10 protein-coding genes are annotated in these 13,939 nt (G+C 58.9%); 9 read left to right on the forward strand and 1 reads right to left on the reverse strand.

The window, feature by feature from the left end:
- Positions 1-14: 14 nt before the first annotated feature.
- The gene (locus V9K67_RS22715; RefSeq protein ID WP_336726582.1) at positions 15-2,285 is read right to left on the reverse strand and encodes a fasciclin domain-containing protein; all 2,271 of its coding nucleotides are present in this window, start codon (positions 2,283-2,285) and stop codon (positions 15-17) included.
- 641 nt (positions 2,286-2,926) lie between these two features.
- Between V9K67_RS22715 and V9K67_RS22720 the strand changes: the two genes are divergently transcribed.
- From V9K67_RS22720 to V9K67_RS22760, 9 genes are all read left to right on the forward strand, one after another.
- The gene (locus V9K67_RS22720) at positions 2,927-4,327 is read left to right on the forward strand and encodes a glycoside hydrolase family 28 protein (protein WP_336726585.1); all 1,401 of its coding nucleotides are present in this window, start codon (positions 2,927-2,929) and stop codon (positions 4,325-4,327) included.
- 70 nt (positions 4,328-4,397) lie between these two features.
- Positions 4,398-6,278: a rhamnogalacturonan lyase gene (locus V9K67_RS22725; protein WP_336726587.1), complete on the forward strand. Its 1,881-nt coding sequence runs from the start codon at positions 4,398-4,400 to the stop codon at positions 6,276-6,278.
- 6 nt (positions 6,279-6,284) lie between these two features.
- Positions 6,285-8,189 (forward strand): rhamnogalacturonan lyase, encoded by a 1,905-nt coding sequence (locus V9K67_RS22730; protein ID WP_336726589.1) that lies wholly within the window; start codon positions 6,285-6,287, stop codon positions 8,187-8,189.
- Between the two features lie 74 nt (positions 8,190-8,263).
- The gene (locus V9K67_RS22735) at positions 8,264-9,082 is read left to right on the forward strand and encodes a rhamnogalacturonan acetylesterase (protein ID WP_336726591.1); all 819 of its coding nucleotides are present in this window, start codon (positions 8,264-8,266) and stop codon (positions 9,080-9,082) included.
- Positions 9,083-9,159: 77 nt separating this feature from the next.
- Positions 9,160-9,975, forward strand: coding sequence for a rhamnogalacturonan acetylesterase (locus tag V9K67_RS22740; protein WP_336726592.1), 816 nt, complete (start codon positions 9,160-9,162; stop codon positions 9,973-9,975).
- 174 nt (positions 9,976-10,149) lie between these two features.
- The gene (locus tag V9K67_RS22745; RefSeq protein ID WP_336726593.1) at positions 10,150-10,683 is read left to right on the forward strand and encodes a hypothetical protein; all 534 of its coding nucleotides are present in this window, start codon (positions 10,150-10,152) and stop codon (positions 10,681-10,683) included.
- 220 nt (positions 10,684-10,903) lie between these two features.
- Positions 10,904-13,078 (forward strand): hypothetical protein, encoded by a 2,175-nt coding sequence (locus V9K67_RS22750; RefSeq protein WP_336726596.1) that lies wholly within the window; start codon positions 10,904-10,906, stop codon positions 13,076-13,078.
- A 195-nt stretch (positions 13,079-13,273) separates the two neighbouring features.
- The gene (locus V9K67_RS22755) at positions 13,274-13,594 is read left to right on the forward strand and encodes a hypothetical protein (protein ID WP_336726598.1); all 321 of its coding nucleotides are present in this window, start codon (positions 13,274-13,276) and stop codon (positions 13,592-13,594) included.
- A 94-nt stretch (positions 13,595-13,688) separates the two neighbouring features.
- On the forward strand, positions 13,689-13,939 hold a 251-nt coding region (locus V9K67_RS22760; RefSeq protein ID WP_336726600.1), incomplete at its 3' end, for a hypothetical protein.

The raw sequence follows: 13,939 nt of genomic DNA on the forward strand, positions 1-13,939 counted from the left end.
ATTATGGTAAGCGGTTAGAGTTTGTATTTCAGGTAATTGTCGATCAGGTGGATGACGCTGCGGTTCGACAGGTTGTTGCTCTGGCGGAGGATCACCTTGGATGCCCTGTTGAAGTTGTCGATCACCTGCAGGTCGCCGGGGCTGTTGTTCACCGTTACCTTCAGCGGGCTGCCGGCGGGGTTCAGGAATGTTTCCGTCTGGCCGCTGCTTTCGCCGTCGGGCACCACGGTGCGGCCGTTGATGATATGGTACAGCAGGAAGCGGGCTACCTGGCTTTTGCCGGTAGTGTCGCCGGGGTTGACGGTGGGAGCGCCGGTGGTCAGGTTGCCGGGCAACATGCCGTCCTTCACGGCCTGCTTCACGGCGTTGTTGTTGGGAACGAAGATGGTAGTGAAGCCGGTCAGGCCGGGGATATCGAAGTCGGTGGCATTAAAGAAAGTGGCCGTTTTCAGCAGTTGCCAGAACAGGTTGTACTCCGAGGTGGTGGCGGCGCCCAGCAGGCTGATATGGTAGCCCGGTTTCTTTTCGGAATACATCGGGATCTCGTTCAGGAAGAATACCCGGCCGTTGGTACCCACTTTAACGCTGTCCACCAGGGCGGCCTTGCCCAGGTCCTGCAGGCCGGCAGTCCACAGGGTGTCGCGGTACGAACCGTCGGCGTTGCGGGTGCTGCCTCTTTTGAGTTTGATAAATTCTCCTTCGGTGCCGGCATCGCCAGACTTCACGACCAGCGAATCGGTCAGGCCGTCGATCTTGCTGTTGTACGGGGCAAACGACACGCAGGTACGCAGGATGCGGGCCAGGCGGTCGGGTACGCCGTTGGTGCTGCCGTTGAAGGTAAAGTCGCCGTTGGCAGGGTTGTATTTATAACCGGCGTTTAGGAACACCTGGTCCGGCACCAGGAACAGGTTCACCGGTACGTTGGTACGGGCAACCAGCGCCTTCAGGCCGGTGGTGTTCAGCAAGCGGGTCATGAACGTGAATTTGGGGTTGAGATAGGCCTTGCTGAAGACGGAGCTGAACACTTCGGGCGCCTGTACCCGGGTGGTGCCGTACAGGAAGCCGTTGCTCAGGATCTGACGGTCAAAAATGTCCGCAGAGAAGGGGTTGAACAGGGCGGCTTCGCTGAAGTTGTTGCGGGTAACGGCAAATTTTGTCGGCCATACCGCGGTAGGAAACAGGTGCGAGTTCAGAAAGTCGGCGATGATGTCGATAGGCATGGCGTCCAGCGAGGGGTAGAATTCGCAAAGGGTGTTCTTGACGTATTCGTCTACTGCCTGGTTATTGGGAATAAAGATCGTCCAGCAGTTTTTCTGGCCGTCGTTCTCCTCGGTCTTCAGGTAGTTTTCGTTGTTGGGGGCAAAAGCCAGCAGGCTGGAATATACTTTTACAAATACCGAATCGCCCTTGCCCGACAGCACCTGGTAGCGGCGGGTCACATCGGCATTGTAAATGAACTGCACCAGGTTGTTGGTAGCCACGCGGTTGAGGAGGGCGCGGAACGAGCTGTACTGGGGCTTGGTGCGGATGTACTCGTCGATGCTCATCAGGGGTGTGATCACCTTGTTGATCTCGTGGATCACGCCGTTCTCGGCCATGATGTCCTTGTTCACCACTTTTGCCTGGGCCACGTTGAAGCCGCCGAACTCGGTGGTGGGGTAGAAGTAGTTGTAATCAGCGGCGCTCAGGCTGTTGGCCGCCAGGTATTCACTGGTGAAATACGTAAGGTGCTTGTTGTTGTAGTCCGTGGCCACGTAGTTGCCGGTCAGCGACTTGCCGTCGGCGTTGCGGTTGTTGGCGATGGCCATAAGGGGCCGGTTGTTCAGGCCGGTATCCTGGTACACGCCGGTATAAAAGGCGGTCCGGCGGCGGAAGGCCAGGTTGGGGGTCCAGCCGGCATTGGAGGCGGTAGCCTGGTAGTCGTCGAGGCGATCCTGCTGGAAGGCGTTGTACACCAGCAGGTACTGCACCAGGGCGCGGGCGGCGCCGGAATCGATGGCGGCAGCGCCGCTGATGCCTTTGTCTTTAAAATAAGTGGCGAAAGCTGAATCGTTGGGGGCAAAAAAGGTCCAGTAGCCCGAGCCGTCCAGGGTTTCCCGGTAGCCGCCCTTCTCGATCAGGGCCAGCAGGCTGGTAAAGTTTCCCCTGGATTGCAACACCTGGTAGATGGGGGGCTCCAGGCTTTCGGGACGGCCGTATTTGTCGTCCCATTCTTTTTTCCGGCAATTGGCAAGCAATACAAGGATCGCTAGAAAAGGGAGGCCCCTTTGCAGGTACTTCATCATATGGCGAAAAGAAATTTGCGGGTCATTGAAAGAGGCCCGGGAAGGGGTGGCAAACAGGTGCCTGCTGTCCCGGAACCCGTTTGGTTAAAAGAAACAGGCGGTCCGGGTATAACGGAACGGGAAAGTGTACGTTGGAATCGGTTTCGCGTAAATTCCGGAAATTTGGGTCCGGCGCAGGGAATGGCAAGCAGTCTGTGGCATAGCAATCAGTCAGTTAAAGAGTTAAACAATATGTTTACTCTACACAAGCATCCCTAACGAAAGGCGAATTAACGATTTGTTAGGAACTGCTAAGGTAAATCACATAGGGTACCAACTGTCCTGTTGCATCCTGCCTGTGGTCTTAACTTAGCAAATGCTGCGCTGTAAAAGTAATCGGTTGCACCAAGCGGACGGATTTCCGTTAACGTTGATTAACAATGGAATTAACCCTGATTAACAGGATGCTTCAGGATAGCTGGGCCACAGCTAGCTGTTACCTTCCACGGCCGTTTGGCCCCTGTTTCCTAATCTTATTCTAACCGATACTTGCATTATATGATTGTCTGTCCTTTTTGCCCGTGCACAACCTTTCGGCCCCCGGCTGCATCTAAGAGGAATCCGTCCTCCAGCTCTTCCATAAAGAACCCCTAATACCGATCATGATGAATAAAGGAATACGATTGATCCTGGCCCTCCTTGTTTTGCTGGGCGCCACCGATGCTTATGCCCAGGACGCCTCGAAGCTGGAATGGGCCAGCAAAGTAGGCAGCCGCGATACCCCCACCGCCCAAGCGGTTTTCTGGGTGAACAGTTTTGGCGCCAAAAGCGACGGCAAGACCGTCACCACCAAAGCCATCCAGAAAGCCATCGACGCCTGCGCCAAAAAAGGCGGCGGCATCGTGGCCTTCAGGCCCGGGAAATACCTCACCGGCTCCCTTTTCCTGAAAAGCAACGTGCACCTGAAGATCGATAAGGACGTGCTGCTGCTGGGCAGCCAGGATTTTGGGGACTACCCCGAGATCGACACCCGCATCGCCGGCATTGAAATGAAGTGGCCCGCCGCCCTCATCAACATCATCGACCAGAAGAACGTGCTGGTCAGCGGCGAAGGAAAGGTGAACGCCCAGGGCAAGTTCTGCTGGGACAAGTACTGGGCCATGCGCCGCGCCTACGAGCCCAAGGGCCTGCGCTGGATCGTGGACTACGACGCCAAACGGGTGCGCACCTTCCTCTGCCAGAATTCCTCCGACGTTACCCTCCGGGGCCTGACCTTTGCCAATGCCGGCTTCTGGACCGTGCAGCTGCTGTATTCCGACCACGTGACCGTGGACGGCATCACCATAAGAAACAACGAGGATGGCCACGGCCCCTCCACCGACGGCGTGGACGTGGACTCTTCTTCCTGGGTGCTGGTGCAGAACTGCGATATCGACTGCAACGACGATGACTTCTGCCTGAAGGCGGGCCGCGACTGGGACGGCCTGCGGGTAAACCGGCCCACCGAATACGTGGTGATCCGCAATTCCGTAGCCCGCAGGGGCGGCGGCCTGCTGACCCTGGGCTCCGAAACCTCCGGCGGCATCCGCCACGTGCTGGCCACCGGCCTGGTGGCCAAGGGCACCGGCAACGGCTTCCACATCAAGTCGGCCACCACCCGCGGCGGCACTATCGAGGACATCTACTTCCAGGATGCCGTCATGGACAGCGTGGGCAACGCCTTTATGTACACCATGAACTGGAACCCCACCTACAGCTATTCCACCCTGCCGGCCGGCTATGATCCCGACAGCATTCCCCATCACTGGAAGGTGATGCTCAATAAAGTGGAGCCGGCCGAAAAGGGCATTCCAAAATTCAAAAACATTTATGTCAATAACGTGCAGGTGAAAAGCGCCCGCCGGGCCATCAACGCAAACGGCCTGCCCGAGTCGGCCCTGGAGAACTTCCAGTTCCGCAACGTGAAGGTCGATGCCGCCGCCGGCATGGAGGTCAATTTCAGCAAGAACTGGCTGATGGAGAACGTGAACATCCAGTTCAAGGCGCCGACTGCTGCCAAATAACCGCCACCGGGCAACCCGAACTACCTGCTTATTATTAAAACCAAACCAACTGCTTTAAAAAAACTTGTGTATGAAAAAGATCTACCTGCCCTTCCTGACCCTGGCCTTCCTGCTGGCGGGCAAAGCCGGCCAGGCCCAGCGCCGTATGGAGCACCTGGGCCGAGGCGTCGTGGCCCTGCGCAGCGCCCCCGATTCGGTGGTGGTGAGCTGGCGCCTGCTGGCCACCGATGCCGACGATATTTCGTTTAACCTTTACCGTTCTACCGCCAATGGACAACCGGTCAAGCTCAATTCCCGGCCGCTGACGCAAAGCACGTTTTTTGTCGATACCCATTTCGACACCACCCGGGCCAACGGCTATTTCGTAAAGCCCCTGCTGGGGGGTAAGGAAGGCGACGCCAGCGGTGTATTTACCCTGGCCGCCGGCGCCCCGGTGCGCAACTACCTGTCGCTGCCCCTGCAAACCCCGGCCGGCTACACCCCCAACGACGCCTCGGTGGGCGACCTCGACGGCGACGGCGAATACGAGATCGTGCTGCACCAGGCAGGCGCCGGCCGCGACAACAGCCAGGCCGGCTTTACCGACAAGCCCCTCTTCCAGGCCTATAAGCTCGACGGCACCCTGCTGTGGACCATCAACCTCGGCAAAAATATCCGCGAAGGCGCCCACTACACCCAGTTCATGGTGTACGACCTCGACGGCGACGGCAAGGCCGAAGTGGCCATGAAAACCGCCGACGGCACCATCGACGGCAAAGGAAAGGTGATCGGCGACAGCACCAAAGATTTTCGCATCAAGGAAGGCCGGATGACCGGCAAGGTCCTGGACGGCCCCGAATACTTTACCATCTTCAGCGGTGAAACCGGCGAAGCCCTGGCCACCACCGATTATATTCCTTCCCGCTATCCCACCGCCGGCTGGGGCGGCCCCGGCGGCAACGGTGGTACCGACAACAACGGCAACCGTGTGGACCGCTTTACCGCCTGCGTGGCCTACCTCGACGGCCAGCTGCCTTCCGTGGTGATGTGCCGCGGCTATTACGGCCGCTCCGTACTGGCCGCCTGGGACTGGCGCGGCGGCAAGCTCACCAGCCGCTGGGTGTTTGATTCCAGGGACGGTAAAAACCCCTTCTCCGGCCAGGGCTACCACAACCTGTCGGTGGCCGACGTGGACCAGGATGGCAAAGACGAGATCGTCTACGGCTCCATGGTAGTGGACGATAACGGCAAAGGACTGTTCTCCACCGGCCTGCGCCACGGCGATGCCCTGCACGTCAGCGATCTCGACCCCGCCCGCCCGGGACTGGAAGTGTTTGGCGTGCACGAAATTGAAGAAGGCACCAAGGGACCCGGCGCCGCCCTGTACGACGCCGCCACCGGAAAGATCCTGTGGACCGGCAACCTCGACGAAGACGCCGGCAGGGGCGTGGCCGAGAACATCGATCCCAAAAATCCCGGCGCCGAAATGTGGTGGTCCGGCTCCCGCGGGCTGTTCAACACCAAAGGCGAGCGCATCGGCAACAACCCGCCCTCCACCAACTTTCTCATCTGGTGGGACGGCGACCGCACCCGCGAACTGCTCGACGGCAACGGCATCGACAAATACGGCCAGGGCCGGATCTTTACCGCCTGGGGCTGTATGGCCAACAACGGCTCCAAAAGTAACCCCACCCTCAGCGCCGACCTGCTGGGCGACTGGCGCGAGGAGGTGGTGTTCCGCACGGCCGACCGCAAGGAGTTGCGCATCTTCAGCACCACGATACCCACCGCTTATCGGCAGTACACGCTGATGCACGACCCGCAGTACCGCCTGTCCGTTGCCTGGCAGAACGTGGGCTACAACCAGCCCCCGCACCTGAGCTTTTACATGGGCGAAGACATGCCCCGGGCGCCGAAGCCGGTCATTGCGATGGCAGAAGAAAAGAATTCCCGTCACTTAAGCGAGAAATAAATGTTGTTGCCCCAAAAACGTTTTTTCTGGAAAGCACTGCTGCTGGGTGCGCTGGCAGGGGGGAATCCCCTGCTGGCACCCAAGGCCGGCGCCCAGCGGGTAATGGAAAAGCTGGGCCGTGGCCTGGTGGCCCTCCGCACCGGCGACAGCGTGTACCTGGGCTGGCGGCTGCTGGCCGGCGACCCCAAAGGAACCGCCTTTAACCTCTATCGTTCCACCGGGGGGAAAACGGCCGTGAAGCTTAACAAGCAGCCCCTCACCGGCGCTACCAACTTTGTCGACGCCACCGCCGACCCCGCCCAAGCTCATACCTACACGGTAATGGCCCTCGTTAAAGGGCAGGAGCTGCCCGGAGAGCCGTTTACCGTGGCGGCCGGCGCCCCTGCGGGTCCCTACCTGTCCATACCGCTGCAGGTGCCTGCCGGCGGTGAAGTTGCGGGCAGCCCATTCACCTACAGCGCCAATGACGCTTCGGTGGCCGACCTCGACGGTGATGGCCAATACGAGATCGTGCTGAAATGGGATCCCTCCAACGCCAAAAACCCGCCGCAGCTGGGACCCACCGGCCACCAGCTCCTCGACGCCTATACGCTCGACGGCACCCGCCTCTGGCGCATCGACCTGGGCAAAAACATCCGCTCCGGCGCCGCCTACACCCAGTTTATGGTGTACGACCTCGACGGCGATGGCCGGGCCGAAGTGGTCTGCAAGACCGCCGACGGCACCCTGGACGGCCAGGGAAAGGTAGTGGGCGACCCCACGAAAGACTGGCGCAACCTCGACCCTTCCCATAAAGGCTTTTACGGCAAGGTGGCTGAAGGCCCCGAATACCTCACCGTCTTCGACGGCCGTTCGGGCGCCGCCCTGGCCACCGCCCTTTATACTCCCGACCGCTACCCGCTCGACGGCTGGGGCGGCATCGGAGGCAACGGTGGCAACGACCGTACCGCCAGCCGCTCGGACCGCTTCACGGCCTGTGTGGCCTACCTCGACGGCAAGCTGCCTTCCGTGGTAATGGTGCGCGGCTGGTACGGCCGCTCGGTGCTCTCGGCCTGGGACTGGCGGAACGGCCAGCTGACCCAGCGCTGGATCTTCGACTCCAAAGATGCCCAAAACCCTTATTCCGGTATGGGCAACCACAACCTGTCGGTTGCCGACGTCGATGGCGATGGCAAGGACGAGGTCTGCATCGGCGCCATGACCGTCGATGACAACGGACACGGCCTGTACACCACCGGCCTGCGCCACGGCGACGCCCTCCACCTGGCGGACCTGGATCCCCGCCGCCCCGGCCTGGAGGTGTTCGGCATCCACGAAAGCGAGGAGCGGACCCTGGCGCTGAACACGCCGGGCGTAGCCCAGTTCGACGCCAAAACCGGCGAAATCCTTTGGTCGCTGGCGCCCGGCGTGGATGTGGGCAGGGGGGTGGCTGCCGATATCGATCCCCGCCACCCGGGTTTTGAGAACTGGGGCGGCCCCGGCGGCCTGCGCGACGTGCACGGCAAAACGATCTCGGAAAAAATGCCTTCCTCCACCAACTTCCTCGTGTGGTGGGACGACGACCTCACCCGCGAGCTGCTCGACGGCAACCATATCGACAAATGGGACTGGAAGACGTCCACTACCAGGCGCTTATTGACTGCCGAAGGCTGCGTGTCCAACAACGGCACCAAGGCTACGCCCTGCCTGTCGGCCGACCTGTTCGGCGACTGGCGCGAGGAGGTGATCTGGCGCTCGGCGGACAACAGCGAGCTGCGCATCTACACCACCGTTATCCCGTCCTCCCGCCGCCTGACCACCCTGATGCAGGACCCCGTGTACCGCCTCGCCATTGCCTGGCAGAACAGCTCGTACAACCAGCCGCCGCATACGGGCTTTTATCTGGGAGCGGGAATGGACAATAAGCAATAGGCAATTAGCAATAGGCAATAAGTAATGCTCCAGGAGCGGCAATCAAAACCAACTGCTTTTCTTAAATGAATACTATGTCGAAAAATTTTTTCCATCAACTGCTGAACACAGGCAAGCGGACCTTTTTGAATCCCGTCTTATGCCTTTTCCTTATCGGGCTTACTTCGTTCGCCCTGCTGCAAAAAGACAAACCCACCGTATACCTGATCGGCGATTCCACGGTACGTAATACCAATCCGCCACAGGTGGGCTGGGGCAACGTGATCGATTCGCTCTTTGATACCACCCGCATCCGCGTGGCCAACCACGCCATGGCCGGCCGCAGCAGCCGCAGCTTCACCAACGAGGGCCGCTGGGCCCGCGTGGATTCGCTGCTGAAGCCCGGCGATTACGTGCTGATGCAGTTCGGCCACAACGACGGCAGCTATCCCGACACCACCGCCAAAAACCGGGGCACCCTCAAAGGCAACGGCGAAGATACCGTGCTGCTGCAGTGGCGCGACGGCCGCCGCGAGACGGTGCACAGCCACGGCTGGTACATCCGCCAGTTCGTGCGGGCCGCCAAAGCCAAGGGCGCCACCCCCATCGTGTTGTCCATGATTCCGCGGAATGTTTTTAAGGACGGCAAAGTGGTGCGGGCCACCGATAACTTCACCAGGTGGGACCGCGAAGTGGCCGAACAGGAAGGCGCCCTCTTCATCGACCTCAACGACATCACCGCCGACAAGTACGAAGGTTGGGGACCGGAAAAGGTAAAGACCTTCTTCCCCGGCGACGACAAGGGCGACCATACCCACACCAACCATGCCGGCGCCGCCATCAATGCCGCCTCCGTGGTGGAAGGCATCAAAAGCCTCTCAGGCTGCGATTTAAAAAAATACGTGAAGAAGTAGTGGCATCGGCTGCCTTACTTACGGGATGCCTAAAGCAAAAACTACAAAAGTCTTTAAAACGTTCATAAACACCCAAAATGCAGAACAAGCAATTCCTTTCATCGAACACCCGCAGGGGCAGCCTGCTGCTGCCGGCCCTGCTAGCCCTTTTTGTCGGACTTACCTCCTTTATTATTTTGAAAAAAGACAAGCCCGTGCTCTACCTCATTGGCGACTCTACGGTACGCAACGGCGCCGGTAACGGCAGCAACGGGCAGTGGGGCTGGGGCTCCTTCATGGCGGGCTACTTCGATACCTCGAAGATCCGTGTCGAGAACCTGGCGATGGGCGGCCGCAGCAGCCGCACCTTCATTACCGAAGGCCGCTGGGACAACATCCTTTCCCGCCTGAAAAAAGGCGATTACGTTCTCCTGCAGTTCGGGCACAACGACTCCTCGCCGCTCGATGATACCGCCCGTGCCCGCGGCACCATTAAGGGCATCGGTTCCGAGTCGAAGGAGATTTACAACCCTATTTTGAAAAAGCAGGAAGTGGTGTACAGCTACGGCTGGTACCTGCGCAAATACATCCGCGACGCCAAAGCCAAGGGCGCCACCCCCATTGTCTGCTCGCCCATTCCCCGCAACGACTGGAACGGCGACAAGGTGAAAAGGGGCTCGGAAAGCTATGCCCGCTGGGCCCGCGAAGTGGCGCAGCAGGAAGGCGTCCTGTTTATCGACCTGGAAAAAGGCATTGCCGACCAGTACGATGTGCTGGGCAAGGACAAGGTGGCCCCGCTCTTCCACGGCGACCACACCCACACCAGCGAAACCGGCGCCCGCATGAACGCCGAAGTGGTGGTGAAAGGCATCAAAGACCTCAAAAAGGCGAACCTGAGAAAGTTTTTGAAATAAACTAAAAAGAGGAGGTACGAAGTACGAAGTGGGGGGTAGGAAGTATGGATAAAGGACCAGGAAAAAAAGAATTTGAACCCCAGCTTGTTGGCCCGTTTTGATTTATCCCTTACTTTTCCAACCGCGTCTTGCCTCCGGCGAGACTTCGTGCCTCGTACCTTTAAATTTGTTCATATGATCATACAATTACTTGCCCAAAACCCGCTGGCCAAAAAAGCCGGCGTCTTTTTCCTGGCCGGCTGCCTCAGTTTGCCGGGCCTTGCTAGCCGTACCATTGCCCAGGCCGACCTGTCGGGTGAATGGAAGCTCAACGAACAGAAAAGCGAGCTGGGCCAGTTCGGCGCCAACCTGGCGCCCAAAAGCCTCAAAGTACAGTCGGTAGCAGATGCCGTTTCCATCGAACGTACAGCGCTTACCCGCAATGGTGAGGAGCGGACCACCAAGGAACGCCTGACCTTCGACGGCAAGGAAGCGGAAACCGCCATTTACGGCAATTCCAAAAAGAAATCCACCGCCAAATGGTCGCCCGACGGCCAGGTGCTTACGGTCAATTCCACCATCCTGTTCGACCGCAACGGCGAAACCATGGAGATCAAGGTGACCGAAACCTGGAAGCTGGCGGAGGGCGGCCTGCTGTCCGTGGAATCCACCTCCACTTCTTCCTGGGGCACGAATACCATGAAGCTGGTGTACGATAAAGTAAAGTAGTTTACGCGTTTACAAGTTTACGTGTTTACAAGTTCATGGGTTAGTTGTTGAAGGGGGGCAGGAGTGGAGTGTTGATTGGTTTAAAGTATTTTTTGCTAAGCTGGATTTATAGTTATTTGCTTGTTGCTTATTGCCAATTTTCTTTTCCTCTTTTTCCTTCTTTGCCTATTGCCTATTGCCTATTCTCTATTGACTATTGACGATCAAATCCCTCTAGCATATGAATTTTCTCTCTTTAAGGAAGAGGCCGGTCACGCTGGTCGCTTCGGCCCTGGCGGTTTTTTCCCTGGGCCTGATGGCCCCTTATTATTCCCAGGCCCAGAAGATCGACCGGAAGGCGCTGATCGAGCGCCACAAGGTGATCAACGACCGGCCCGACACCCTGGCGTCGCTGACCGTGGGCAACGGCTCCTTTGCCTTTACGGTAGACGTCACCGGCCTGCAAACCTTTCCCAAAGAATACGAAAAGGGCGTGCCCCTGGGCACCCAGTCCGAATGGGGCTGGAACGCCTTTAAAAATACCGCCGGCTACCGCCGCGAGGAAGCCCTTAAACCCTACAAGCTCCACGGTCGCGAAGTGTCGTACCTGGTGCAGTGGGGCTCGGAAGGCGGACGCCCCAAACAGGCCGCCGACTGGTTCCGCCAGAACCCCCACCGCCTGCAGCTGGGCAACCTCGGCTTCGCCCTTACCAAAAAGGACGGCTCGCCCGCAACCCTGTCCGACCTGCAGGAGGTCCACCAGGAGCTGAACCCCTGGACCGGCGCCATCCACAGCCGTTTCAGCGTGGAGGGCGTGCCCGTGGATGTGGTAACCTACGGCCACCAGCAGCAGGACCTGGTATCCGCAAAAGTGCAGTCCCCCTTGCTGAAGGACGGCCGCCTGAAGGTGCGCCTCCGTTTCCCGTATCCCACCGGCGAATGGTCCGATATGGGCACCAATTACACCCATGCCGACAAACACCGGTCGCAGGTGCAGGGACAGGCCGCCAACAACGCCTGGGTAGCCCACCAGCTCGACAGTGCCCGCTATTATGTCGGCCTGGGCTGGAAAGGCAAGGCTGAGCTGGAGAAAAAGGAGGAGCATGAGTTCCTGCTGGTCCCGGCCGGCGGCGCCGAAACCTTCGAGTTCAGCTGCCTCTTCGCCCGCAAATCTTTCGGTCCCGTACCGCCCGGCTTCGAACAGACCAAAGCCAGCAGCGAAGCTGCCTGGAAGTCGTACTGGAGCAAGGGAGGTGTTGTGGACTTCACCGGCAGCACCGACCCCCGCGCCGCTGAGCTGGAGCGCCGCATCGTGCTGTCGCAGTACCTGATGCGGACGCAGGAAGCCGGCACGGTTCCGCCCCAGGAAACCGGCCTCACCTATAACAGCTGGTACGGCAAGGCCCACCTGGAAATGCCTTACTGGCACCTGACGCATTACCCTCTTTGGGAAAAGACCGACTACCTCGAAAAAGTGATGAACTGGTACCAGCAGGTAGCCCCCTTTGCCAAAGAGATCGCCCAGCGCCAGGGCTACGAAGGCGTGCGCTGGCAAAAGGTGGTAGAAAACAGCGGTGAAGAAGTGCCTTCCTCCGTGGGCGCCTTCCTCATCTGGCAGCAGCCCCACTATATTTATTTTGCTGAGCTCATCTACCGCAACCGCAACGACAAGGCTACCCTGGACAAATACAAGGACCTGGTGTTCGCCACCGCCGACTTTATGGCCTCCTTTGCCTATTTCGATAAGGAGAAGGGGCGCTATATCCTGGGCAAGGGCCTGATCCCGGCCCAGGAGCGCTTCAAGGCCGAAGAAACTTTTAACCCTACCTACGAGCTGGTGTACTGGCAGTGGGGCCTGGAGGCCGCCCAGAAATGGCGCCAGCGCCTGGGCCTGCCCCGCAACCAGAAGTGGGACGAGGTGATCGCCAAGCTGTCGCCCCTGCCCGTGCAGAACGGGGTGTACCTGGCCGCCGAAAGCGCCCCCGACTCGTACACCAACCCCCAATACAAAACCGACCACCCCAGCGTTTTCGGCGCCTACGGCATGCTGCCCCTGAGCAATATGCTCGACACCGCCACCATGCGCCGCACCTTCGACCTGATCTGGAAGGACTGGTCCTGGAACGACACCTGGGGCTGGGACTTCCCGATGACGGCCATGACCGCCACCCGCCTGGGCCTGCCCGAAAAGGCGATCGACGCCCTGTTCATGAGCGTGCCTACCAACACTTATCTGAAGAACGGCCACAACTACCAGGACAACCGCCTGACCCTCTATATGCCCGGCAATGGCGGCCTGCTGACGGCTGTTTCGATGATGCTGGCCGGCTACGACGGCAGCAAGGGCCCCAACCCGGGTATCCCGAAAAACGGCCAGTGGAAGGTGAAGTGGGAAGGGTTGAAGAAGATGCCCTAAACTGCGTTTAGTTTACGAGTTCACAAGTTCACGAGTTTACGAGTTCCTGGGTTCGTGGATTTGAGCAGGGTGCTTCCCTTCCTGTTACATTGAATATTTTCAATTCTAGATTTTACCTTTCAAGGGGGCTGCAAGGGGTTGAGAACCTTTGCAGCCCTTTTCACTGGCGTTGCGTATGCTAACTATTATTTGCCTATGATAGGGAAGATGGAAGCCGGCCGGCAAGTGCTGCCCGGCGAAGAAGTAATAGGTGGCCCGGTAAACTTAACTAAAGACAGGATAGGCAACCTGCGATACTCCCTGAACAGCCGCGACCTGGTTTCGCTGAAGGCGGAGATCAACCTGGGCCTGCAACAGGCACTGCTGGCCGTGGTGCAGGGCGTGGTGCGCTGCAACGTAGCGATCGCCTTTTATCATAGCGGCGTTAAGGTGGCCCCTTTGCCCTATACGGTGGATTATTCCCTCCTGTCCGACCAGGAGCTGGATGCGGAATTCCAGCGGCGGTCGCGCAGGTAAAGGGGCCGCCCTCCAGCGCGCAACTGGAAGCGCTGGGCTGCGTGATGGAGCAGTACGGCAAGCGCCGGCTGCCCCTGCCGGGCCACCGGAAGAAATGGTGGCAGTTCTGGAAATAACGGCTGTGCTTGCTGTTTGTGAGAATTATATAATGTGTAAAGGGTTGAAGGTCTTGATCGGATCTTCGGCCCTTTTCTTTTTCAACCCCGAAAAACGGGCGTTCACCGGCTATGTATACAAAAAAACGCCCATGCGCCCGGTTTCAACCCCCGCTCTGCCGTGTTCACCGAAACCAACCTTTACTGCCCGGTTTAGCGGCGTAGCTTTGATCTATCAAACGAAGCCACT

The sequence above is a fragment of the Huijunlia imazamoxiresistens genome (genome assembly GCF_037132455.1).
Classification (GTDB): Bacteria; Bacteroidota; Bacteroidia; order Chitinophagales; family Chitinophagaceae; genus Flavisolibacter; species Flavisolibacter imazamoxiresistens.